This window comes from Streptomyces sp. NPDC005931 (assembly GCF_042871235.1).
In the GTDB taxonomy this organism is placed as follows: Bacteria; Actinomycetota; Actinomycetes; order Streptomycetales; family Streptomycetaceae; genus Streptomyces.
In genome coordinates this window covers 231,339-252,524 of the sequence record NZ_JBIAIG010000004.1, presented here as the reverse complement: position 1 = coordinate 252,524, position 21,186 = coordinate 231,339, and the positions used below count along the sequence as shown (strand labels likewise).

The window sequence follows — 21,186 nt, the reverse complement described above, 5'->3', positions numbered from 1 at the left end:
TCTCAGCCACGCGAAAGCGGGCCCGCCCCGCAGGGGGCGGACCCGCTCGGCGCGAGGCAGTTGCCTCAGGCGTCCTTGGACTCCTCGGCCGGGGCCTCGGCGGCCTCGTCCTTGGTCTCCTCGGCCTTGGCCTCGACGGCCTCGTCCTTCTTGAGGGCGTCTTCCTTGACCGCGCGCTTGGTCGCGGCTTCGGCCTCGCCGACCGCCGACTGCTGCACCGTCAGCGCCTCGACCAGCTCGATGACGGCCATGGGCGCGTTGTCGCCACGGCGGTTACCGATCTTGGTGATGCGGGTGTAGCCACCCGGACGGTTCTCGTACCGCGGGCCGATCTCGGTGAAGAGCGTGTGGACGATGCTCTTGTCCGTGATGACCTGGAGCACCTGACGGCGGTTGTGAAGGTCGCCCTTCTTCGCCTTGGTGACCAGACGCTCGGCGTACGGGCGCAGGCGGCGGGCCTTCGCCTCGGTGGTGGTGATGCGGCCGTGCTCGAAGAGCGACTTCGCGAGGTTCGCGAGCATCAGCTTCTCGTGCGCGGCGCTGCCGCCCAGACGGGCACCCTTGGTGGGCTTCGGCATGGTTCTTCTCCTGTGTGTCTGCCCCGGCCGTATCAGGTACCGGGGTCAGTATCCGAGCGGGCGGTTGCCCGTCGGAGATCCGGGCGGGGCCCCGGAGGGCCACGCTCGGAAAGGGCGCGGGGAGCTGCGCGGTCGAGCACAGCGCACCCGCACCCGGGCACGGACCGGAAGGCCCGAGCCCTCAGTACTGTTCGGTCTCCACGAAGCCGGCGTCCGCGTCGTCGTCCGCGCCGAAGGCGTCCGCGGCAGCGGTCGGGTCGAATCCGGGCGGGCTGTCCTTCAGGGCCAGGCCCATGCCGGCCAGCTTCGCCTTGACCTCGTCGATCGACTTCGCACCGAAGTTGCGGATGTCGAGCAGGTCGGCCTCGGAACGGGCCACGAGCTCACCCACGGAGTGGATGCCCTCGCGCTTGAGGCAGTTGTACGACCGAACGGTGAGCTCCAGCTCCTCGATCGGCAGCGCCAGGTCGGCGGCGAGCGCGGCGTCCGTCGGGGACGGGCCCATGTCGATGCCCTCGGCGTCGATGTTGAGCTCGCGCGCCAGACCGAACAGCTCGACCAGGGTCTTGCCGGCGGAGGCCATGGCATCGCGCGGACGCATCGCCTGCTTGGTCTCGACGTCGACGATCAGCTTGTCGAAGTCGGTGCGCTGCTCGACACGGGTCGCCTCGACCTTGTAGGTGACCTTCAGAACCGGCGAGTAGATGGAGTCGACCGGGATGCGGCCGATCTCCTGGCCCACCTGCTTGTTCTGCACGGCGGAGACGTAGCCGCGACCGCGCTCGACGGTCAGCTCCATCTCCAGCTTGCCCTTGCCGTTGAGCGTGGCGAGGACGAGGTCGGGGTTGTGCACCTCGACACCGGCCGGGGGCGCGATGTCGGCGGCGGTGACCAGACCCGGGCCCTGCTTGCGCAGGTACATCACGACCGGCTCGTCGTGCTCCGAGGAGACGACCAGCTGCTTGATGTTGAGGATCAGGTCGGTGACGTCCTCCTTGACGCCCGGCACGGTGGTGAACTCGTGCAGGACGCCGTCGATGCGGATGCTGGTGACAGCGGCACCGGGGATCGACGACAGGAGGGTGCGGCGGAGGGAGTTGCCGAGGGTGTAGCCGAAGCCCGGCTCCAGCGGCTCGATCACGAACCGGGAGCGGAACTCGTCGACGACCTCTTCGGTCAACGAGGGACGCTGAGCGATCAGCATGTGTGGATCAGATCCTTCTTTCGTGGACGCCCGCTATTTGACGTCCGACGGAAACCGCACCCGATGAAAAGTGCGGGTACTGCAAGGGTACGGGCGGTACGGCCCTTACGAGCCGTACCGCCCGGAACCCGAAGCCGAACGAAGCGGCCGTGCGTCAGACGCGGCGGCGCTTCGGCGGACGGCAGCCGTTGTGCGGGGTCGGGGTGACGTCCTGGATGGAGCCGACCTCGAGACCCGTCGCCTGGAGCGAACGGATGGCGGTCTCACGACCGGAACCCGGGCCCTTGACGAAGACGTCGACCTTGCGCATGCCGTGCTCCTGGGCGCGGCGGGCAGCCGACTCGGCGGCCATCTGCGCGGCGAACGGCGTGGACTTACGGGAGCCCTTGAAGCCGACGTGGCCGGCGGAGGCCCAGGAGATCACGTTGCCGGACGGGTCCGTGATGGAGACGATCGTGTTGTTGAACGTGCTCTTGATGTGCGCGTGGCCGTGAGCGACGTTCTTCTTTTCCTTGCGGCGCACCTTCTTGGCAGCGCCCTGACGACCCTTGGGGGGCATCTGTTACTCCTACGGGAGGTGGTCGGTCCTACAGCGAAGACCGTGGACGGAGGTCCGCTGCGGACTACTTCTTGCCCGGCTTCTTCTTGCCGGCGATGGCGCGACGCGGGCCCTTGCGGGTACGCGCGTTGGTGCTGGTGCGCTGACCGCGGACGGGCAGACCGCGACGGTGACGCAGACCCTGGTAGGTGCCGATCTCGACCTTGCGGCGGATGTCGGCCTGGATCTCGCGACGGAGGTCACCCTCGGTCTTGATGTTGTTGTCGACGTACTCGCGGATCGCGACGAGCTGCTCCTCGGAGAGGTCGCGAACGCGGGTGTTCGGGTCGACGCCGGTGGCGGCCAGCGTCTGCTGCGAAAGGGTCCGGCCGATGCCGAACACGTAGGTGAGGGCGATCTCCACGCGCTTTTCGCGCGGAATGTCAACACCGGAAACGCGTGCCATTCAATGGCTCCAGTTGATCTTCGGAGGTCTTCCACAGAACCGGATCCCAGCCGCCGTACCAGGTACGAACTGGGTCCCCGGCCTCCGAACCGGGGGTGTCGAGCCGTGCGGCTCGGGTCCTGCGTATGAACGTGTGTTGCTCGCGTCGCGCGAAGTTCTGCGGAAGGCGCAGAGGGTGGATCGTGCTGCGGTCAGCCCTGGCGCTGCTTGTGGCGCGGGTTCTCGCAGATGACCATGACCCGGCCGTGACGGCGGATCACCCTGCACTTGTCGCAGATCTTCTTGACGCTCGGCTTGACCTTCATGGGATGTGAGGTTCTCCGGGTCAGTTGCCGGCGGTCCCGCTCACGCGGGACGTGGGCAAGATCTACTTGTACCGGTAGACGATCCGGCCACGCGTCAGGTCGTACGGAGACAGCTCCACCACGACCCGGTCGTCAGGGAGGATGCGGATGTAGTGCATGCGCATCTTGCCGCTGATGTGTGCCAGGACCTGGTGGCCGTTCTGGAGCTCGACCTTGAACATGGCGTTCGGAAGAGACTCGACGACAGTGCCCTCGATCTCGATGGCACCTTGCTTCTTGGCCACGCTTCGCCCTTCGAATCGACTACCTTGATCGACTCCGCGTGCGCCTTCCTTACGGATGCATGCGGACATGCGGGTGCACAAGAGCCGACGAGTCAGTCTACGTCAGCGCACCCCGAAAGACGAATCGGGAAGTCTGCCCCGTCCGGACGATCCTTAACCGAGCGGGTCCGGCGCGGCCGTGATCCCGTACTCCGCCAGCTTGGCCCGGCCGCCGTCCGGGGCGGTGAGGACCAGGGGCCCCTGTTCGGTGAGGGCGACCGAGTGCTCCCAGTGCGAGGACCAGGTGCCGTCGGTGGTGACGACCGTCCAGTCGTCCTCGAGGACCTCGGTCTTCGGGGTGCCGAGGGACACCATCGGCTCGATCGCGAGGCAGAAGCCGGGCACCAGCCTGGGGCCCTTGCCGCGGCGGCGGTCGACGTAGTTCAGCAGGTGCGGGTCCATGTGCATCTCGGTACCGATGCCGTGGCCGCCGTAGTCCTCGATGATCCCGTAACGGCCGCCGCCGGGCTTGGGCTGGCGGCGGATGTAGGTCTCGATCGCGCGCGAGACGTCGACCAGCCGGTTGCCCAACTTCATGGCCGCGATGCCGGCCCACATCGACTCCTCGGTCACCCGGGAGAGCTCCACCAGCTCCGGGGAGTGGCCGGAGCCGACGAACGCCGTGTAGGCGGCGTCACCGTGCCACCCGTCGATGATCGCGCCGCAGTCGATGGAGATGACGTCGCCGTCCTTCAGGACGACGTCGTCGGAGGGGATGCCGTGGACGACGACCTCGTTCACCGAGGTGCAGATCGTCGCGGGGAAACCGCCGTAGCCGAGGAAGTTCGGCTTCGCGTTGTGCTCCGCGAGCACCTTGCGGGCGACCTGGTCCAGGTCCTTCGTCGTGGCCCCCGGTACGGCGGCCTCACGGGTGGCCGCGTGAATGGCGGCCACGACCAGCCCCGCCTCACGCATCTTGGCGATCTGCTCGGGGGTCTTGATCTGCACCATGAGGACTACGGCCTTTCTGGACCGGAGAAGACGGACACCACCAACGATACGGGGGGCGACCTGCCGCCCCGGCACGCACGACGGCCGCGGCCCCCGGAGGGAACCGCGGCCGAGCGGGCGTGACTACTTGTCGCGCTTGAGGGCTTCCAGCGCGCGGCCGGTGACCTCGTCCACCGGACCCATCGCCGAGATCGTCACCACCAGGCCCTGCGCCTTGTAGTAGTCGATGATCGGCTCGGTCTGCGTGTGGTAGACCTCCAGCCGCGTGCGCACCGTCTCCTCGGAGTCGTCGTCGCGCTGGTACAGCTCGCCGCCGCACACGTCGCAGACGCCGTCCTGCTTCGCCGGGCTGTACGACACGTGGAAGACGTGGCTCGAGTCCTTGCGGCAGATCCGTCGGCCGGCGATGCGCTTGACCACCTCGGCCTCGGGGGCCTCGAGGTCGAGCACCGCGTCCAGCTTGATGCCCTCGGTGTTCAGCAGTTCGTCCAACGCCTCGGCCTGGGACACGTTGCGCGGGAACCCGTCCAGCAGGAAGCCGCCCTCGGCGTCGGGCTGCTCCATACGGTCCTTGGCCATGGCGATGGTGACCTCGTCGGGTACGAGGTTGCCCGCGTCCATGTACGACTTCGCGAGCTTGCCCAGCTCGGTCTGCCGGCTGATGTTCGCACGGAACAGATCGCCGGTGGAGATGTGCGGGATGCGCAGTTTCTCGGCAAGGCGGGTGGCCTGCGTACCCTTTCCAGCACCCGGCGGCCCGACGAGGACGATTCGCATCAGCGGAGGAACCCTTCGTAATTGCGCTGCTGGAGCTGGCTCTCGATCTGCTTCACGGTCTCGAGACCGACACCCACGATGATCAGGATGCTGGTCCCGCCGAACACGAAGTTTTGGTCTGCCCCGAAACCAGCCAACGCCATTGTCGGCACGAGAGCGATCAGGCCCAGATACAGCGAACCCGGCCAGGTGATCCGGTTGAGTACGTAGCTGAGGTACTCAGCGGTCGGTCGGCCAGCCCGGATGCCCGGGATGAAGCCACCATACTTCTTCATGTTGTCGGCGACTTCTTCGGGGTTGAAGGAGATGGCCACGTAGAAGAAGGCGAAGAAGACGATCAGGAGGAAGTACAGCGCGACGTGGATCGGGGCCCCCGTGTCGACCAGGTTCTTCGTGACCCAGGTCTTCCATCCGGGGTTGCCGCTGGAGAACTGCGCGATCAGTGCCGGGATGTAGAGCAGCGACGACGCGAAGATGACCGGGATCACACCGGCCTGGTTCACCTTGAGCGGGATGTACGTGGACGTACCGCCGTAGGAGCGGCGGCCGATCATGCGCTTCGCGTACTGCACCGGGATCCGGCGCTGGGCCTGCTCGACGAAGACGACGAGGCCCACCATGACGAACCCGACGATCAGGACGACGCCGAACTCGATCCAGCCGCCGGCCAGGCTGCCCTGCTGCTTGATGGCCCACAGGGAGGCGGGGAAGGTCGCGGCGATCGAGATGAACATCAGGATGGACATGCCGTTGCCGACGCCGCGGTCCGTGATGAGCTCACCGAGCCACATCACGACGGCCGTACCGGCGGTCATGGTGATGACCATGGTGACGGTGACGAAGATCGACTGGTCGGGGACGATCTCGCCGGCCACCGGGCAGCCCTGGAACAGGGTGCCGCTGCGGGCGGTGGCCACCAGGCCGGTGCCCTGGAGGACGGCGAGCGCGACAGTGAGGTAACGCGTGTACTGCGTGATCTTCGCCGTGCCGGCCTGGCCCTCCTTCTTCAGGGCTTCCAGACGCGGGATCACCACGGTCAGCAGCTGCAGGATGATGCTCGCCGTGATGTACGGCATGATGCCCAGCGCGAAGACCGTGATCTGGAGCAGCGCGCCGCCACTGAACATGTTGACCAGACCGAACAGGCCCTGGTTCGTCTGGGCCTCGTCGATACAGATCTGGACGTTCCGGTAGTCGACACCCGGGATCGGGATATGCGTGCCGAGCCGGTACACCACGATGATGCCGAGCGTGAAGAGCAGCTTCTTGCGCAGGTCGGGCGTCTTGAACGCCCGGGCGAACGCGGTGAGCACGGTGCCTCCTGCGACCCCCGCGCAACTGCGTCAAGGGTGACGGTCTTGAGATTCCGATGATGGACGAATACGTAACGGTCAACTGCCGCTCCGAGTGCCCCACGTGGGGGAGCCCGGTAGAAGTGGGCAGTGCAGGCCACCTTACCGGCGAGACTGCCGCCCTAGGAACGACCAACCGGGGATGCCCCATTTGTGGGGCATCCCCGGTCGGGATCGCTCAAGTCATCAAGACGCCTGAGTGGTTCAGACGAGCTCGGTGACGGTACCGCCGGCGGCGGTGATCTTCTCCTTGGCGGAGCCGGAGACGGCGTCGACCGTCACCTGGAGCGCCACGGAGATCTCGCCCTGGCCGAGCACCTTGACGAGCGCGTTCTTGCGAACGGCACCCTTGGCCACCAGACCCTCGACGGTGACCTCGCCACCCTCGGGGTAGAGCGCAGCCAGCTTGTCGAGGTTCACGACCTGGTACTCGGTCTTGAACGGGTTCTTGAAGCCCTTCAGCTTCGGGAGGCGCATGTGCAGCGGCATCTGGCCACCCTCGAAGCGCTCCGGAACCTGGTAACGGGCCTTGGTGCCCTTCGTACCACGACCGGCCGTCTTACCCTTCGACGCCTCACCACGACCGACACGGGTCTTGGCGGTCTTGGCGCCCGGGGCGGGACGGAGGTTGTGGATCTTGAGCGGGTTGTTCTCCGCCATGATCAGTCGACCTCCTCGACCGTCACGAGGTGGCGGACGGTGTGCACCATGCCGCGGAACTCGGGGCGGTCCTCCTTGACGACCACGTCGTTGACCTTCTTCAGGCCAAGCGAACGCAGGGTGTCACGGTGGTTCTGCTTGCTGCCGATGTAGGACTTGACCTGCGTAATCTTGAGCTGCGCCATGACTTACGCACCCGCCCCGGCACGCGCACGCAGCAGGGCCGCGGGAGCGACGTCCTCGAGCGGCAGACCACGGCGGGCCGCGATCTCCTCGGGACGCTGCAGGCCCTTCAGGGCCTCCACGGTCGCGTGCACGATGTTGATCGCGTTGTCGGAGCCCAGCGACTTCGACAGCACGTCGTGGATACCGGCGCACTCGAGCACGGCACGCACCGGACCACCGGCGATCACACCGGTACCGGGCGACGCGGGCTTGAGCAGCACGACGCCGGCAGCCTTCTCACCCTGGATCGGGTGCGGGATGGTGCCCTGGATCCGGGGGACCTTGAAGAAGTGCTTCTTGGCCTCCTCAACGCCCTTGGCGATGGCGGCCGGCACCTCCTTGGCCTTGCCGTATCCGACACCCACGGTGCCGTCACCGTCGCCCACCACGACCAGCGCGGTGAAGCTGAAGCGACGACCACCCTTCACAACCTTGGCGACGCGGTTGATCGCGACGACGCGCTCAACGTACGCGGTCTTCTCGGCGGCAGCAGCGCCGCCGTCACGGCCCTTCCGGTCCCGCCGCTCGCCGCCACCGGCACCGCTTCCGCGGCGCTGGGGTCCAGCCATTGGAATTACCTCTCTCTGTTTCCGCTAGCTACGGAACCGTGGCTCAGAACTTGAGCCCGGCCTCGCGGGCGGCGTCGGCCAGGGCGGCGATGCGCCCGGCGTACTGGTTGCCACCACGGTCGAACACGACGGCCTCGACACCGGCGGCCTTGGCACGCTCGGCGACCAGGGCGCCGACCTGCTTGGCCTGCGAGGACTTGTCGCCCTCGCCACCGCGGATCGACACGTCCAGGGTGGACGCCGACGCCAGGGTGTGGCCCTTCAGGTCGTCGATCACCTGCGCCACGATGTGGCGGTTGGAGCGGGTCACGACCAGGCGAGGACGCTCGGCGGTACCGGAGACCTTCTTGCGGATCCGGATGTGACGACGCTTGATAGCAGCACGCTTGTAGGCGTCGCCCTTGAGGATCTTCTGCCCGTATGCCATGGCTTACTTACCCGCCTTTCCGACCTTGCGGCGGATGACTTCGCCCTCGTACTTGACGCCCTTGGCCTTGTACGGGTCGGGCTTGCGCAGCTTGCGGATGTTGGCCGCAACCTCGCCGACCTTCTGCTTGTCGATGCCCTCGACCGAGAAACGGGTCGGGGTCTCCACCTTGAAGGTGATCCCCTCGGGGGCCTCGACCGTGATCGGGTGGCTGTAGCCCAGGGAGAACTCCAGGTTGGAGCCCTTGGCCTGGACGCGGTAACCGACACCGCTGATCTCGAGCTTCTTCACGTAACCCTGGGTCACGCCGGTGATCATGTTCGCCACCAGCGTGCGGGACAGGCCGTGCAGGGCCTTGTTCTGACGCTCGTCGTTGGGGCGGGTGACGTTCAGCACGCCGTCCTCACCCTTGGCGATCTCGATCGGCGCCACGACGGTGTGGGTCAGCGTGCCCTTGGGGCCCTTGACCGAGACCGTACGGCCGTCGATGGTGACGTCCACGCCGGCGGGAACCGCGATGGGGAGCTTGCCGATGCGCGACATAGCTGTTTCCTCCGTTCCCTTCTGCTACCAGACGTAGGCGAGGACTTCCCCACCCACGCCCTTCTTGCCGGCCTGCTTGTCGGTGAGGAGCCCGTGCGACGTGGAGATGATCGCCACGCCGAGGCCGCCCAGCACCTTCGGCAGGTTGGTGGACTTCGCGTACACCCGGAGACCGGGCTTGGAGATCCGCTTGATGCCCGCGATGGAGCGCTCACGGTTCGGGCCGAACTTCAGCTCGAGGACGAGGTTCTTGCCGACCTCGGCGTCCTCGACCTTCCAGCCCGTGATGAAGCCCTCCTGCTGGAGGATCTCCGCGATGTGCGACTTGATCTTGGAGTGCGGCATCGACACCGAGTCGTGGTACGCCGAGTTCGCGTTCCGCAGACGCGTAAGCATGTCTGCGATCGGATCAGTCATGGTCATGAATTGGCCTTCGGCCTCTCTCGCCGGGGTTTCCTGGTGCGCCATCCCTCTCCCCGATCCGAGACGGGACGGGTGCGGCGCGGTGGACCTACGGCGTAGTAAGTCGTACGGGCACGGCAGGTGCCCAACCCCACAAGCCTAAGCCATGCGGAGTGGGGCTCCTGCCGCCCCAGTTGCTTACCGAGAGTCCTGGGGATCCGGGATGACCCGGATTACCAGGAGCTCTTGGTCACGCCCGGCAGCTCGCCACGGTGAGCCATCTCACGAAGGCACACGCGGCACAGGCCGAACTTGCGGTAGACGGAGTGCGGACGACCGCAGCGCTGGCAGCGGGTGTACGCGCGCACGCCGAACTTGGGCTTGCGAGCAGCCTTCGCGATGAGAGCCTTCTTCGCCATCTCGCTCACGCCTCCTTGAACGGGAAGCCGAGGTGACGGAGAAGGGCGCGGCCCTCTTCGTCGTTGGTCGCCGTGGTGACCACGGTGATGTCCATACCCCGGACACGGTCGATCTTGTCCTGGTCGATCTCGTGGAACATGACCTGCTCCGTGAGACCGAAGGTGTAGTTGCCACGGCCGTCGAACTGCTTGGGGGACAGACCGCGGAAGTCGCGGATGCGCGGCAGCGCGAGCGACAGGGTGCGGTCCAGGAACTCCCACATGCGGTCGCCACGGAGCGTGACGTGGGCACCGATCGGCTGGCCCTCACGCAGCTTGAACTGCGCGATGGACTTGCGGGCCTTGGTGACGGCCGGCTTCTGACCGGTGATCGTGGTGAGGTCGCGGATGGCGCCCTCGATCAGCTTGGAGTCGCGGGCGGCGTCGCCCACACCCATGTTGACCACGATCTTGACGAGGCCCGGAACCTGCATGACGTTCTCGTACGAGAACTGCTCACGCAGCTTGCCGATGATCTCCTCGCGGTACTTCGTCTTCAGACGCGGAGTGGTGGTGGTCGTCATCAGATGTCCTCACCCGTCCGCTTGGCAACGCGGATCTTGTTGCCCTCTTCGTCGAAGCGGTAGCCGACGCGGGTCACGACCTTCTTGCCGTCCTTCTCGACGACGAGCTGGACGTTGGACACGTGGATCGGGGCCTCGGTGGTCACGATGCCACCGGCCTGCGAACCACGAGCCGTCGGACCGGCCTTGGTGTGCTTCTTGACCCGGTTGACACCCTCGACCAGGACGCGGTCCTCGCGGGGGAAGGCCGCGATGACCTTGCCCTGCTTGCCCTTGTCCTTACCGGTGATGACCTGGACCAGGTCGCCCTTCTTGATCTTCATGCTCACAGCACCTCCGGCGCGAGGGAGATGATCTTCATGAACTTCTTCTCGCGCAGCTCACGGCCGACCGGGCCGAAGATACGGGTGCCACGAGGGTCGCCGTCGTTCTTGAGAATGACGGCGGCGTTCTCGTCGAAGCGAATGTACGAGCCGTCCGGACGGCGGCGCTCCTTGACGGTGCGAACGATGACCGCCTTGACGACGTCACCCTTCTTCACGTTGCCACCGGGGATCGCGTCCTTGACGGTGGCGACGATGACGTCACCGATGCCCGCGTAGCGGCGACCGGAGCCGCCGAGCACACGGATGCAAAGGATCTCCTTCGCACCCGTGTTGTCGGCGACGCGCAGTCGCGACTCCTGCTGGATCACGTCTATCTCCTGATCGTCTGCCGGTTCCCCAACGGGGCTGATGTCTCAGCCCCGTTGGAGCCTGGCGGAACTACCCTGCGGTTTGCCGCAGGAATTACTTGGCCTTCTCGAGGATCTCGACGACGCGCCAGTGCTTCGTCGCGGACAGCGGCCGGGTCTCCATCAGGAGGACGCGGTCACCGACGCCGGCGGCGTTCTGCTCGTCGTGGGCCTTGAGCTTGCTCGTGCTGCGGATGACCTTGCCGTACAGCGCGTGCTTCTTGCGGTCCTCGACAGCGACGACGACGGTCTTGTCCATCTTGTCGCTGACGACGATGCCCTCACGGGTCTTGCGGAAGCCCCGAGCCTCAGTGTTCGTCTCAGTCACGTTGTTCTCGCTCATCAGGCGTTCTCCACCGTTTCGATGCCCAGCTCACGCTCGCGCATCAGGGTGTAGATCCGCGCGATGTCCTTGCGGACCGCCTTCAGACGGCCGTGGTTCTCGAGCTGTCCGGTCGCCGCCTGGAAACGGAGGTTGAACAGCTCTTCCTTGGCCTCGCGGAGCTTCGCCAGAAGCTCCTCGTTGCCCAGCTCGCGCAGCTCGGACGCCTTGGTACCGGCCGACATCACGCTTCACCTGCCTCGCGCTTGACGATCCGGCACTTCATCGGCAGCTTGTGGGCCGCGCGAGTCAGCGCCTCACGGGCGATCTTCTCGTTGGGGTACGACAGCTCGAACATCACGCGTCCGGGCTTGACGTTGGCGATCCACCACTCCGGAGAACCCTTACCGGAACCCATGCGGGTCTCGGCCGGCTTCTTCGTGAGCGGGCGGTCCGGGTAGATGTTGATCCAGACCTTGCCGCCACGCTTGATGTGACGGGTCATGGCGATACGAGCCGCCTCGATCTGGCGGTTCGTGACGTACGCCGGGGTCAGCGCCTGGATGCCGTACTCGCCGAACGCAACCTGCGTGCCACCCTTGGACATGCCGTTGCGCTTGGGGTGGTGCTGCTTGCGGTGCTTGACCCTACGGGGGATCAGCATGGTGGTCAGGCCTCCGTTCCGGTGCTCTCAGCCGGAGCGGCGGCGGGAGCCTCGGCCTTGGGGGCCTCGGCAGCCGGAGCCTGCTGCGGCTTGCGACCGCGCCGCTCGCCACCGCGGCCACCACGGGCCGGGCGGTCGGCACCGCCGCGCGCCGGGCGGTTACCCGCACGGGCAGCGGCGTTCTCGGCGCGGACCTCGGCGATGTTCTTGACGTCGCCCTTGTAGATCCAGACCTTCACGCCGATGCGGCCGAAGGTCGTCTTGGCCTCGAAGAAGCCGTAGTCCACGTTCGCGCGGAGGGTGTGCAGGGGCACGCGGCCCTCGCGGTAGAACTCCGAGCGGGACATCTCGGCGCCGCCGAGGCGGCCACCGCACTGGATCTTGATGCCCTTGGCGCCCGCCTTCATCGCCGACTGCATGCTCTTGCGCATGGCGCGACGGAAGGAGACGCGGGAGGAGAGCTGCTCGGCGACGGCCTGGGCCACGAGCTGAGCGTCCGTCTCGGGGTTCTTGACCTCGAGGATGTTCAGCTGGACCTGCTTGCCGGTGAGCTTCTCGAGGTCGCCGCGGATGCGGTCGGCCTCGGCGCCGCGGCGGCCGATGACGATGCCCGGACGAGCGGTGTGGATGTCCACACGCACGCGGTCACGGGTGCGCTCGATCTCGACCTTGGAGATGCCGGCGCGCTCCATGCCGGACGTCATCATCCGACGGATGGCGACGTCTTCCTTGACGTAGTCCTTGTACAGCTTGTCGGCGTACCAACGCGACTTGAAGTCGGTCGTGACACCGAGCCGGAACCCGTGCGGGTTTACCTTCTGGCCCATTACCGGGTTCCTTCCTTGCTGCTGACGACCACGGTGATGTGGCTGGTCCGCTTGCGGATCCGGTAGGCACGGCCCTGGGCACGCGGCCGGAACCGCTTCAGGGTCGGGCCCTCGTCGACGTAGGCCTCGGAAATGAAGAGGCTGTCGACATCGGTGTGGTCGTAGTTGTGCGCGGCGTTGGCGATGGCGCTGTCCAGCACCTTGCCGACCGGCACGCTCGCGGCCTGCGGGGCGAAACGCAGGACCGCCTGAGCCTCCGTGGCGTCCATGCCACGGATGAGGTCCACCACGCGGCGGGCCTTCATGGGCGTGACGCGGATGTACCGCGCCTGGGCCCTGGCTTCCATGGTTGTCCCTTCAGTGTCTGTCATGGTCGATTGCACCCCGCCGACTAGCGGCGCTTCGACTTCCGGTCGTCCTTGACGTGGCCCCGGAAGGTGCGGGTCGGCGAGAACTCGCCGAGCTTGTGGCCGACCATCGACTCGGTGACAAACACCGGGATGTGGGTCTTGCCGTTGTGCACCGCGATCGTGTGGCCCAGCATCGCCGGGACGATCATCGAGCGGCGGGACCAGGTCTTGATGACGTTCTTGGTACCGGCTTCGTTCTGGACGTCCACCTTCTTCATCAGGTGGTCGTCGACGAAGGGTCCCTTCTTCAAGCTACGAGGCATCTCAACCCGTCCTTAGCGCTTCTTGTTCGTCTTGCGGCGGCGGACGATGTACTTGTTCGACGCCTTCTTGGGCGAACGAGTACGGCCTTCCTTCTTGCCCCACGGGGACACGGGGTGGCGGCCACCGGAGGTACGGCCCTCACCACCACCGTGCGGGTGGTCAACCGGGTTCATGACGACACCACGGACGGTCGGGCGGACGCCCAGCCACCGCTTACGGCCGGCCTTACCCCAGTTGATGTTGCTCTGCTCGGCGTTGCCGACCTCGCCCACAGTGGCGCGGCAGCGGACGTCGACCAGGCGGATCTCACCGGACGGCATGCGCAGGTGGGCCATCTGGCCCTCCTTGGCGAGCAGCTGCACCGAGGCGCCGGCGGAGCGGGCGAACTTGGCGCCGCCGCCGGGACGCAGCTCGATGGCGTGCAGCGTCGTACCGACCGGGATGTTGCGCAGGGCAAGGTTGTTGCCCGGCTTGATGTCGGCCCCGGGACCGTTCTCGACGCGGTCGCCCTGGCTCAGGCCACGCGGCGCGAGGATGTAGCGCTTCTCGCCGTCCGCGTAGTGCAGGAGCGCGATGCGCGCGGTGCGGTTGGGGTCGTACTCGATGTGCGCGACCTTCGCCGGCACGCCGTCCTTGTCGTGACGACGGAAGTCGATCACGCGGTAGGCGCGCTTGTGGCCACCGCCCTGGTGGCGGACGGTCACACGACCGGAATTGTTACGGCCGCCCTTGCTGTGCAGGGGACGGACCAGCGACTTCTCCGGCGTGGACCGCGTGACCTCGACGAAGTCGGCGACGCTGGAGCCACGACGGCCCGGAGTCGTCGGCTTGTACTTGCGGATACCCATTTCTCAGTCCTCGTCCGATATCGAACGATCCTGACCGCTTACGCGGTCGGACCGCCGAAGATGTCGATACGGTCGCCCTCGGCGAGGGTCACGATCGCGCGCTTGGTCGCCGCACGCTGGCCGAAGCCGGTGCGGGTGCGCTTGCGCTTGCCGACACGGTTGATCGTGTTGACCCCGGTGACCTTGACCTCGAAGACCGCCTGGACGGCCTGCTTGATCTGGGTCTTGTTCGCGTTGGGGTCGACGAGGAACGTGTACTTGTTCTCGTCGATCAGCGCGTAGCTCTTCTCCGACACGACCGGCTTGAGCAGAACGTCACGGGGGTCCGTGTACGCCTTGCTCGCCGGGGTGACGACGGTGTTCTTGCCCTCGGCGGCGTGACGACGCGCCTTGGCGACGCGCGCAGCCTTGGCCGCCTTGGCGGCCTTCGAGGCGATCGAGGGGTGACGGGCAGCCATCAGACCTCGCTCCCTTCGTTGTCATTGGCCTTGTTCGGGCCGGCGACGAAGGACTCGAAAGCGGCCTTGGTGAAGACCACGTCGTCCGAGACGAGAACGTCGTACGTGTTCAGCTGGCCCGGCTCCAGGATGTGGACCTGGGGCAGGTTGCGGGCGGACAGCCACGCGGCCTCGTCGGCGCGGTCGACGACCAGGAGCAGGTTCTTGCGCTCCGAGATCTTGCCGAACAGCGTCCTGGCGGCCTTCGTGGAGGGCGTCTCACCCTCGATCACGCCGGTGACGACGTGAATGCGGTTGTGGCGGGCCCGGTCGGTGAGGGCGTGACGCAGAGCGGCAGCCTTCATCTTCTTCGGGGTCCGCTGCGAGTAGTCGCGCGGCTGCGGGCCGTGGACGACGCCACCACCGGCGAACTGCGGCGCGCGGGTCGAGCCCTGACGGGCGCGGCCGGTGCCCTTCTGGCGGTACGGCTTGCGGCCACCACCACGGACTTCACCGCGGGTCTTGGTCTTGTGGGTGCCCTGGCGGGCAGCGGCCAGCTGCGCGACGACGACCTGGTGGATCAGCGGGATGCTGACCTTCTCGACGTCGAAGATCTCCGCGGGGAGCTCGACGGTACCGGCCTTGTCGCCCGCCGGCGAAAGGATGTCAACAGTGCTCATCGGTTACCTCAGGCCCCCTTGGCCGCGGTGCGGACCAGGACGAGGCCGCCGTTCGGACCGGGAACCGCGCCCTTGATGAGCAGCAGACCCTTCTCCGCGTCAACGGCGTGGACGGTCAGGTTCTGGGTGGTGACCCGCTCGTTGCCCATGCGGCCCGCCATGCGGAGGCCCTTGAACACGCGGCCCGGGGTGGCGCAGCCACCGATGGAACCGGGCGAGCGGTGCTTGCGCTGGGTACCGTGTCCGGCGCCGAGGCCACGGAAGTTGTGGCGCTTCATGACACCGGCGAAGCCCTTGCCCTTGCTCTTGCCGGTCACGTCGACCTTCACGCCGGCCTCGAACACCTCGGCGGTGACTTCCTGGCCCAGCGTGTACTCGGAGGCGTCCGCGGTGCGGATCTCGACGAGGTGACGACGGGGGGTGACGTCGGCCTTGGCGAAGTGGCCCTTGAGGGGCTTGTTCACCTTGCGCGGGTCGATCTCGCCGAAGGCGATCTGGACCGACTCGTAGCCGTCGACGTCGTTCGTACGGACCTGGGTGACGACGTTGGGGCCGGCCTTGACGACGGTGACCGGAACAACACGGTTGTTCTCGTCCCACACCTGCGTCATGCCGAGCTTCTCGCCCAGGATGCCCTTGATCTGCTTTGCCATCTCTTCAGATCACCGGCCTCAGAGCTTGATCTCGATGTCGACACCGGCCGGGAGGTCGAGTCGCATCAGAGAGTCAACGGTCTTGGGGGTCGGGTCGAGGATGTCGATCAGGCGCTTGTGCGTGCGCATCTCGAAGTGCTCGCGCGAGTCCTTGTACTTGTGCGGCGACTTGATGACGCAGTACACGTTCTTCTCAGTGGGCAGCGGCACCGGGCCCGCGACCGACGCACCAGTGCGGGTCACCGTCTCGACGATCTTCTTCGCCGAGCTGTCGATGACCTCGTGGTCGTAGGCCTTGAGCCGGATGCGGATCTTCTGTCCCGCCATGGCTACTTCGTAGTCCTGTCTCTCATTACGCTCTGGAACCCGGAGCTGCTTCCCTCGTTCTCCGACCCACGCGGTCGGGCGTGTCGCGCTCCCGCTGACATGAATGTCCCTTGTTCGAACATCCCTGCGGGATTGCACACGGCCCTACCGGAACCGCGAGCCGGGGGCGAAAGACCCACCGGGTGCCTGGTCGGCGCCGCGCCCACGCTTCCCGGAAGATTCCCGTACGTCCGCCCCTGATCAGGGGCGACGAGTACTGTGGGACTCGCTTCCGGTCCTCCCGGCGGGAGGCGCGCAGCATCAACGCTCGACCGAGCAACTCGGACAGTCTGCCATATGGGGCAGGCGGCTGGCCAATCGAGCGGAAGAGATTACCCCGGGGGCGGGCGGGAGCAAACCCACGAGGGGCGCGTCCACGCTCCTGATGATCAGAAGGCGGCCTCCGGCCGGATCCGGGTGGTGAGCCGGCGCAGCGCCTCGTCGGGCGTCGGGGCCAGCAGGTCGACGCTGTCCATCCCCGTGTACACCGCCCCGTCCGGCGCCATGGCCAGGTACTGGTTCCTCCGGTCACACGTCCCGATCGGGTACAGCTCCGTGTCCGCCTGCTCGGCGAGGTCGTCGATGATCTCCGCGTCCCACATCGCCGCCAGGGGGTCGAGCGAGAACTCCCTCCACGGCATCGAGTGCCACGGGTCCCGGTGGGGCACTCCCAGGGCGCCGAACTCCGCCAGGAAACGCCGCGCCGCCTCGTGCAGCTCGAACTCGCCGGTCTGCAGCAGGATGCTCTCCCACGTGTCCGTGGCCACCGAACGGCCCGGGAACCAGCCGCCCGCCCTCAGCACACGGTCCGTCTCCTCGGGCCGGCACGGCCCTGCGTCCGGGCCGGGCCGCGGAGTGTCGAGCCGCCGCCAGAACGGGTGCTCCTCCGGCGGCGTGCCCGGCGTCCAGAGCGCGGACCGCGCCCGCTGCGCCTCCACCAGGCGGTCCAGCGCCCGCTCGGTCGTCGTTCCCAGCGGTTCCGCATGGTCGCGCACAAGGTGGAGGACACCGTTCTCGCTCATTCCCAGGACGCTGGTCCCCTCGTCCGCCGTGCCCACGGGGCACAGGGACGTTTCCGCCTCCCGTCCCGCCGTGGCGAAGCGCTCGTCCTGCCAGGCGGCCTGCAGGGGGTCGAACCGGACGGCCGACGAGGTGGTGATCGAATCGGCGGGCCAGCCGTATGTCACCAGGCCGCCGAACTCGGCGAGGAAGGCGCGGGCGGCGTCGTGAGCCGTGAAGCCCCCGCGCTCACGCAGCACCGTCTCCCAGGTGTCCGTGGGCACCGAGCGGTCGGGCCACCAGCCCGCGCGGCGCAGCACCTGTTCGGTCTGCTGGGACCACCCACGTGCCGGTTCGTCGCTCACTCACACCACCACCCCGATGATCGCGGTGCCCCGGTCGTCGCCGTCATCCGCCCCGGTCACCCGCCCCGGTCACTCGCCCCGGTCACTCGCCCCGGTCACCCGCCCCGACATCGTGCCACGGGTCGCCGGCGTAGCGCGGTCGGGCGGCGTCCGCGGCGGTCGCATCAGACCTTGGCAACCGTCAGCAGCACCGCCGCGTCCTCCAGGGCCTCCAGACTGTGGCGGGCCGGGGGGACGGCGATGAGGTCGCCGGTGCGACCCTCCCACTCCGCGTCACCGCTGGTGAGGCGGACGCGGCCGCGCAGGACGAGCAGGGTGGCCTCGCCGGGGCTGTCGTGCTCGGCGAGGTCCGTGCCGGAGGTCAGCGCGAGCAGGGTCTGGCGCAGGGTGTGCTCGTGACCGCCGTAGACGGTGGTGGCGCTGCGGCCGTTGGAGGTGGCGGCGGCGCGTTCCAGGTGTTCGCGGGCGAGGGCATCGAGGGAGAGTTTCTGCATGGCAGCAAGCCTTCCCGAGCGCGCCTTGCGGCTACCAGGGCCATGTGGGGGCACGTCCCGGGGCCTCGTGGGGTGCTGCGCCGCGGTTCGGGTGGACTGCCTGACCCCTGCCTGCCGGTCGTGTGCGCGGCCGTACCGCAATCTGCCGATCGCGTGCGCAGCCGTACCGCAATCTGCCCGTCGCGTGCGCAGCCGTACCGCCGTCCGCCCGTCGCGTGTGCGGCCGTACCGCCGTCCGCCCGTCGCGTGTGCCGCCGTACCGCCGTCCGCCCGTCGCGTGTGCGGCCGTACCCCCGTCTGCCGGTCTCGTGCGCGGCCCCACCGCCGTCCGTGCCCTCCGCGATACTGGCCCCGTGCCGCCGACACCGCAGCCCGTGACGCCCGACCCGCCGGGGACGATCGCGCGTCCGCTGCTCACCCAGTCCTGGCTCGACCTGACGTTCGTGCACTGGGCGGTGGACCCGGCCGACGTGGCGGGGCTGCTGCCACCGGGCACCGTGCCCGACGCCCTGGACGGGGTCACCTACGTCGGTCTCGTCGCGTTCCGGATGCACCGGGTGGGGTGGCTGCGGCTGCCGGGTGTCCCCTACCTCGGGAACTTCCCGGAGACGAACGTCCGCCTGTACTCGGTGGACGCCCACGGGCGGCGCGGTGTGGTGTTTCTGTCCCTGGACGCCTCCCGGCTGATCCCGGTGGCGGTCGGCCGCCTGGGATTCGGGATGCCGTACGTCTGGTCCCGCATGCGCGTCGAGCACGTCGACGACAACACCGTCACCTACACCGGTTCCCGGCGCTGGCCCGGGCCGCGCGGCGCCGGTACGCGCCTCACCGTGCGCAGGGGCGAGCCGATCGCCGAGCCGACGGAGCTGGAGCACTTCCTCACCGCCCGCTGGGGCATGCACGGTGCGTTCTTCGGACGGTCGATGTACCTGCCGAACGCACATCCGCGCTGGCCCCTGTACCGGGCCGAGCTGCTGGAGTGCGAGGAGGATCTGGTCGCGGCGGCCGGGCTGCCGGGGCCGGCCGGGGAGCCGGTGAGCGTGCTGTACTCACCGGGCGTCCCTGCCCGCTTCGGCCGCCCGGCCCGGCCGGGCGGTATTCCCACTCCGTGACGGCGGCGTTCCCTCGGCTCGACGGGCGAGCGGGACGGCGCGGCGCGGCACCGTCACGGGCCGAGGGCGCCACGTCCTCGACGGCGCGACGCCGTGAGCGCTCGCGCACCCGACCGCCCCAGAACGCCCGCGTCATCACGTACCGCCGACCGCCCCGGGGCGCCCGCGCCCTCACACGCCGCCGCCCGACGCGGGGCGTCCGCGTCAGATGACGCCCTGCGCCAGCATCGCGTCCGCCACCCGTTCGAACCCGGCGATGTTCGCGCCGGTCACGTAGTCGCCGGGGGCGCCGTAGCGCTCCGCGGTCTCGGCGCAGGTGGCGTGGATGTCGGTCATGATCCGGGCCAGCTCCCGCTCGACCTGGTCCGCCTTCCACGAGGTGCGCGACGCGTTCTGCGTCATCTCCAGCGCACTGACCGCGACGCCACCCGCGTTGGCCGCCTTGCCGGGCCCGAAGGCGACGCCGGCCTGCTGGAGCAGGTCGACGGCCTCGGGCGTCGTGGGCATGTTCGCGCCCTCGGAGACCGCCTTCACGCCGTTGCGGATCAGGGTGGCGGCGTCCTCGGCATTCAGCTCGTTCTGTGTGGCCGACGGCAGGGCGACGTCCGCCGGGACCTCCCATACCCGCCCGCCGGGCACGAACCGCGCGGAGGCGCCCCGGCGCTCGGCGTAGGTGCTCACCCGCCCGCGCTCGACCTCCTTGACCTGCCGCAGCAGCTCCACGTCGATGCCTTTCTCGTCGACCACGTAGCCACTGGAGTCCGAGCAGGTCACCGGGTTGGCGCCGAGGGCGGCCAGCTTCTGGACGGTGTAGATCGCCACGTTGCCGGAGCCGGAGACGACCGCGGTCTGCCCCTCGAGGTCCTCGCCGCGGGCGCGCAGCATGGCCTCCGCGAACAGCACGTTGCCGTACCCCGTCGCCTCCGGGCGGATCAGCGAGCCGCCCCAGCCGACGCTCTTGCCGGTGAGCACGCCGCCCTCCCAGCGGTTGGTGATCCGCCGGTACTGGCCGAACAGGTAGCCGATCTCGCGGGCACCGACGCCGATGTCACCGGCCGGGATGTCGGTGTACTCGCCGATGTGCCGGTACAGCTCGGTCATGAAGGACTGGCAGAAGCGCATGACCTCGGCGTCACTGCGCCCTCGCGGGTCGAAGTCGCTGCCGCCCTTGCCGCCGCCGATGCCGAGTCCGGTGAGCGCGTTCTTGAAGATCTGCTCGAAGCCGAGGAACTTGATGATCCCGAGGTTCACCGAGGGGTGGAAGCGCAGGCCGCCCTTGTACGGGCCGAGGGCGCTGTTGAACTCGATCCGGAAGCCCCGGTTGACGTGGACCCGGCCGTGGTCGTCCTGCCACGGCACGCGGAACATGATCTGCCGCTCCGGCTCCACGAGCCGCTCCACGAGTCCGGGGTCGGCGTATTCGGACCGGGCCGCGAGCACCGGGGCCAGCGTCTCCAGCACCTCGCGCGCGGCCTGGTGGAACTCGGGCTCCGCCGGGTTGCGGCGCTCCACCTCGGCGCGCAGCCGGTCGAGCGAGATCCTGGGGTCGGGTCGTGTGGCCACGGGGTCCCTTTCTGGCACGGCTGACGCCGGTACGCAATCGGCGATGAGCGCTCGGCGCCATCGCCGCGCGCGGGACAGCGGCCGCCCCGTTCGTATACGACAGGCCGGCCGACCTGCTCAGTGTTACTCCTGTGTTAACGCGATATC

The 21,186-nt window shown here is 68.0% G+C and carries 34 protein-coding genes; 1 reads left to right on the top strand and 33 read right to left on the bottom strand.

Features of this window, described 5'->3' with window-relative positions:
• Window positions 1-65: 65 nt before the first annotated feature.
• The 32 genes from rplQ to ACFYOV_RS12125 all read right to left on the bottom strand — a co-directional run bounded on the left by rplQ (window position 66) and on the right by ACFYOV_RS12125 (window position 18,364).
• Complete coding sequence (rplQ, locus tag ACFYOV_RS12280; RefSeq protein ID WP_389086158.1) at window positions 66-578, bottom strand: 50S ribosomal protein L17; 513 nt, start codon at window positions 576-578, stop codon at window positions 66-68.
• Between the two features lie 181 nt (window positions 579-759).
• Complete coding sequence (locus tag ACFYOV_RS12275; protein ID WP_003966937.1) at window positions 760-1,782, bottom strand: DNA-directed RNA polymerase subunit alpha; 1,023 nt, start codon at window positions 1,780-1,782, stop codon at window positions 760-762.
• A gap of 154 nt (window positions 1,783-1,936) precedes the next feature.
• Window positions 1,937-2,341 (bottom strand): 30S ribosomal protein S11, encoded by a 405-nt coding sequence (gene rpsK, locus ACFYOV_RS12270; RefSeq protein WP_003956432.1) that lies wholly within the window; start codon window positions 2,339-2,341, stop codon window positions 1,937-1,939.
• 64 nt (window positions 2,342-2,405) lie between these two features.
• Entirely contained in the window at window positions 2,406-2,786 is a 381-nt protein-coding gene (rpsM, locus tag ACFYOV_RS12265) for a 30S ribosomal protein S13 (RefSeq protein WP_004984507.1), read from the bottom strand.
• A gap of 191 nt (window positions 2,787-2,977) precedes the next feature.
• The gene (gene rpmJ / locus ACFYOV_RS12260; protein ID WP_003998809.1) at window positions 2,978-3,091 is read right to left on the bottom strand and encodes a 50S ribosomal protein L36; all 114 of its coding nucleotides are present in this window, start codon (window positions 3,089-3,091) and stop codon (window positions 2,978-2,980) included.
• A gap of 62 nt (window positions 3,092-3,153) precedes the next feature.
• Window positions 3,154-3,375, bottom strand: coding sequence for a translation initiation factor IF-1 (infA, locus tag ACFYOV_RS12255; protein WP_003948620.1), 222 nt, complete (start codon window positions 3,373-3,375; stop codon window positions 3,154-3,156).
• A gap of 153 nt (window positions 3,376-3,528) precedes the next feature.
• Window positions 3,529-4,365, bottom strand: a complete 837-nt coding sequence (gene map / locus ACFYOV_RS12250; RefSeq protein ID WP_389086155.1) for a type I methionyl aminopeptidase — start codon at window positions 4,363-4,365, stop codon at window positions 3,529-3,531.
• A gap of 123 nt (window positions 4,366-4,488) precedes the next feature.
• Entirely contained in the window at window positions 4,489-5,142 is a 654-nt protein-coding gene (locus tag ACFYOV_RS12245; protein ID WP_389086153.1) for an adenylate kinase, read from the bottom strand.
• Window positions 5,142-6,455, bottom strand: coding sequence for a preprotein translocase subunit SecY (gene secY, locus ACFYOV_RS12240; protein ID WP_389086150.1), 1,314 nt, complete (start codon window positions 6,453-6,455; stop codon window positions 5,142-5,144). Before secY ends, ACFYOV_RS12245 begins: the two co-directional genes overlap by 1 nt.
• A gap of 243 nt (window positions 6,456-6,698) precedes the next feature.
• The gene (gene rplO, locus ACFYOV_RS12235) at window positions 6,699-7,154 is read right to left on the bottom strand and encodes a 50S ribosomal protein L15 (protein WP_110629829.1); all 456 of its coding nucleotides are present in this window, start codon (window positions 7,152-7,154) and stop codon (window positions 6,699-6,701) included.
• A 2-nt stretch (window positions 7,155-7,156) separates the two neighbouring features.
• Entirely contained in the window at window positions 7,157-7,339 is a 183-nt protein-coding gene (rpmD, locus tag ACFYOV_RS12230; protein WP_004984515.1) for a 50S ribosomal protein L30, read from the bottom strand.
• Window positions 7,340-7,342: 3 nt separating this feature from the next.
• Entirely contained in the window at window positions 7,343-7,948 is a 606-nt protein-coding gene (gene rpsE / locus ACFYOV_RS12225; RefSeq protein ID WP_019753099.1) for a 30S ribosomal protein S5, read from the bottom strand.
• 43 nt (window positions 7,949-7,991) lie between these two features.
• The gene (gene rplR / locus ACFYOV_RS12220; protein WP_389086147.1) at window positions 7,992-8,375 is read right to left on the bottom strand and encodes a 50S ribosomal protein L18; all 384 of its coding nucleotides are present in this window, start codon (window positions 8,373-8,375) and stop codon (window positions 7,992-7,994) included.
• Between the two features lie 3 nt (window positions 8,376-8,378).
• The gene (rplF, locus tag ACFYOV_RS12215) at window positions 8,379-8,918 is read right to left on the bottom strand and encodes a 50S ribosomal protein L6 (protein WP_389086145.1); all 540 of its coding nucleotides are present in this window, start codon (window positions 8,916-8,918) and stop codon (window positions 8,379-8,381) included.
• A gap of 24 nt (window positions 8,919-8,942) precedes the next feature.
• On the bottom strand, window positions 8,943-9,341 hold the full coding sequence (gene rpsH, locus ACFYOV_RS12210; protein ID WP_014674378.1) for a 30S ribosomal protein S8: 399 nt from the start codon (window positions 9,339-9,341) through the stop codon (window positions 8,943-8,945).
• Window positions 9,342-9,553: 212 nt separating this feature from the next.
• Window positions 9,554-9,739, bottom strand: coding sequence for a type Z 30S ribosomal protein S14 (locus ACFYOV_RS12205; RefSeq protein WP_003956452.1), 186 nt, complete (start codon window positions 9,737-9,739; stop codon window positions 9,554-9,556).
• 5 nt (window positions 9,740-9,744) lie between these two features.
• Window positions 9,745-10,302 (bottom strand): 50S ribosomal protein L5, encoded by a 558-nt coding sequence (gene rplE, locus ACFYOV_RS12200; protein WP_389086142.1) that lies wholly within the window; start codon window positions 10,300-10,302, stop codon window positions 9,745-9,747.
• Window positions 10,302-10,625 (bottom strand): 50S ribosomal protein L24, encoded by a 324-nt coding sequence (gene rplX / locus ACFYOV_RS12195; RefSeq protein ID WP_009327082.1) that lies wholly within the window; start codon window positions 10,623-10,625, stop codon window positions 10,302-10,304. The genes rplE and rplX overlap by 1 nt, the downstream gene beginning before the upstream one ends.
• 2 nt (window positions 10,626-10,627) lie before the next feature.
• Entirely contained in the window at window positions 10,628-10,996 is a 369-nt protein-coding gene (rplN, locus tag ACFYOV_RS12190) for a 50S ribosomal protein L14 (RefSeq protein WP_003998823.1), read from the bottom strand.
• 94 nt (window positions 10,997-11,090) lie between these two features.
• The gene (gene rpsQ / locus ACFYOV_RS12185; RefSeq protein ID WP_006130775.1) at window positions 11,091-11,378 is read right to left on the bottom strand and encodes a 30S ribosomal protein S17; all 288 of its coding nucleotides are present in this window, start codon (window positions 11,376-11,378) and stop codon (window positions 11,091-11,093) included.
• Complete coding sequence (gene rpmC / locus ACFYOV_RS12180; RefSeq protein ID WP_007494763.1) at window positions 11,378-11,602, bottom strand: 50S ribosomal protein L29; 225 nt, start codon at window positions 11,600-11,602, stop codon at window positions 11,378-11,380. The genes rpsQ and rpmC overlap by 1 nt, the downstream gene beginning before the upstream one ends.
• The gene (gene rplP, locus ACFYOV_RS12175; protein ID WP_009190136.1) at window positions 11,602-12,021 is read right to left on the bottom strand and encodes a 50S ribosomal protein L16; all 420 of its coding nucleotides are present in this window, start codon (window positions 12,019-12,021) and stop codon (window positions 11,602-11,604) included. Before rplP ends, rpmC begins: the two co-directional genes overlap by 1 nt.
• Before the next feature lie 5 nt (window positions 12,022-12,026).
• The gene (rpsC, locus tag ACFYOV_RS12170; protein WP_043443029.1) at window positions 12,027-12,848 is read right to left on the bottom strand and encodes a 30S ribosomal protein S3; all 822 of its coding nucleotides are present in this window, start codon (window positions 12,846-12,848) and stop codon (window positions 12,027-12,029) included.
• Complete coding sequence (gene rplV, locus ACFYOV_RS12165) at window positions 12,848-13,195, bottom strand: 50S ribosomal protein L22 (protein WP_006130776.1); 348 nt, start codon at window positions 13,193-13,195, stop codon at window positions 12,848-12,850. The genes rpsC and rplV overlap by 1 nt, the downstream gene beginning before the upstream one ends.
• A 44-nt stretch (window positions 13,196-13,239) precedes the next feature.
• Window positions 13,240-13,521 carry a 30S ribosomal protein S19 gene (gene rpsS / locus ACFYOV_RS12160; protein ID WP_108954814.1) on the bottom strand — a complete coding sequence of 94 codons (282 nt, stop codon included), beginning with the start codon at window positions 13,519-13,521 and terminating at the stop codon, window positions 13,240-13,242.
• Between the two features lie 12 nt (window positions 13,522-13,533).
• Window positions 13,534-14,370, bottom strand: a complete 837-nt coding sequence (rplB, locus tag ACFYOV_RS12155; protein ID WP_006130778.1) for a 50S ribosomal protein L2 — start codon at window positions 14,368-14,370, stop codon at window positions 13,534-13,536.
• 38 nt (window positions 14,371-14,408) lie between these two features.
• Entirely contained in the window at window positions 14,409-14,828 is a 420-nt protein-coding gene (gene rplW, locus ACFYOV_RS12150; RefSeq protein WP_389086137.1) for a 50S ribosomal protein L23, read from the bottom strand.
• The gene (gene rplD / locus ACFYOV_RS12145) at window positions 14,828-15,487 is read right to left on the bottom strand and encodes a 50S ribosomal protein L4 (protein WP_149551596.1); all 660 of its coding nucleotides are present in this window, start codon (window positions 15,485-15,487) and stop codon (window positions 14,828-14,830) included. Before rplD ends, rplW begins: the two co-directional genes overlap by 1 nt.
• An 8-nt stretch (window positions 15,488-15,495) precedes the next feature.
• On the bottom strand, window positions 15,496-16,140 hold the full coding sequence (gene rplC, locus ACFYOV_RS12140) for a 50S ribosomal protein L3 (RefSeq protein ID WP_030571197.1): 645 nt from the start codon (window positions 16,138-16,140) through the stop codon (window positions 15,496-15,498).
• An 18-nt stretch (window positions 16,141-16,158) separates the two neighbouring features.
• Window positions 16,159-16,467: a 30S ribosomal protein S10 gene (gene rpsJ, locus ACFYOV_RS12135; protein WP_003948644.1), complete on the bottom strand. Its 309-nt coding sequence runs from the start codon at window positions 16,465-16,467 to the stop codon at window positions 16,159-16,161.
• A gap of 428 nt (window positions 16,468-16,895) precedes the next feature.
• Complete coding sequence (locus ACFYOV_RS12130) at window positions 16,896-17,870, bottom strand: SUKH-3 domain-containing protein (RefSeq protein ID WP_389086133.1); 975 nt, start codon at window positions 17,868-17,870, stop codon at window positions 16,896-16,898.
• A gap of 164 nt (window positions 17,871-18,034) precedes the next feature.
• The gene (locus ACFYOV_RS12125; protein ID WP_389086131.1) at window positions 18,035-18,364 is read right to left on the bottom strand and encodes a cupin domain-containing protein; all 330 of its coding nucleotides are present in this window, start codon (window positions 18,362-18,364) and stop codon (window positions 18,035-18,037) included.
• Window positions 18,365-18,717: 353 nt separating this feature from the next.
• Between ACFYOV_RS12125 and ACFYOV_RS12120 the strand changes: the two genes are divergently transcribed.
• The gene (locus ACFYOV_RS12120) at window positions 18,718-19,476 is read left to right on the top strand and encodes a YqjF family protein (protein ID WP_389086129.1); all 759 of its coding nucleotides are present in this window, start codon (window positions 18,718-18,720) and stop codon (window positions 19,474-19,476) included.
• 204 nt (window positions 19,477-19,680) lie between these two features.
• Here the strand turns inward: ACFYOV_RS12120 and gdhA are convergent, their stop codons facing one another.
• A complete protein-coding gene (gdhA, locus tag ACFYOV_RS12115; RefSeq protein WP_389086127.1) occupies window positions 19,681-21,039 on the bottom strand; it encodes an NADP-specific glutamate dehydrogenase in 1,359 nt (452 codons plus the stop codon).
• Window positions 21,040-21,186: the final 147 nt, after the last annotated feature.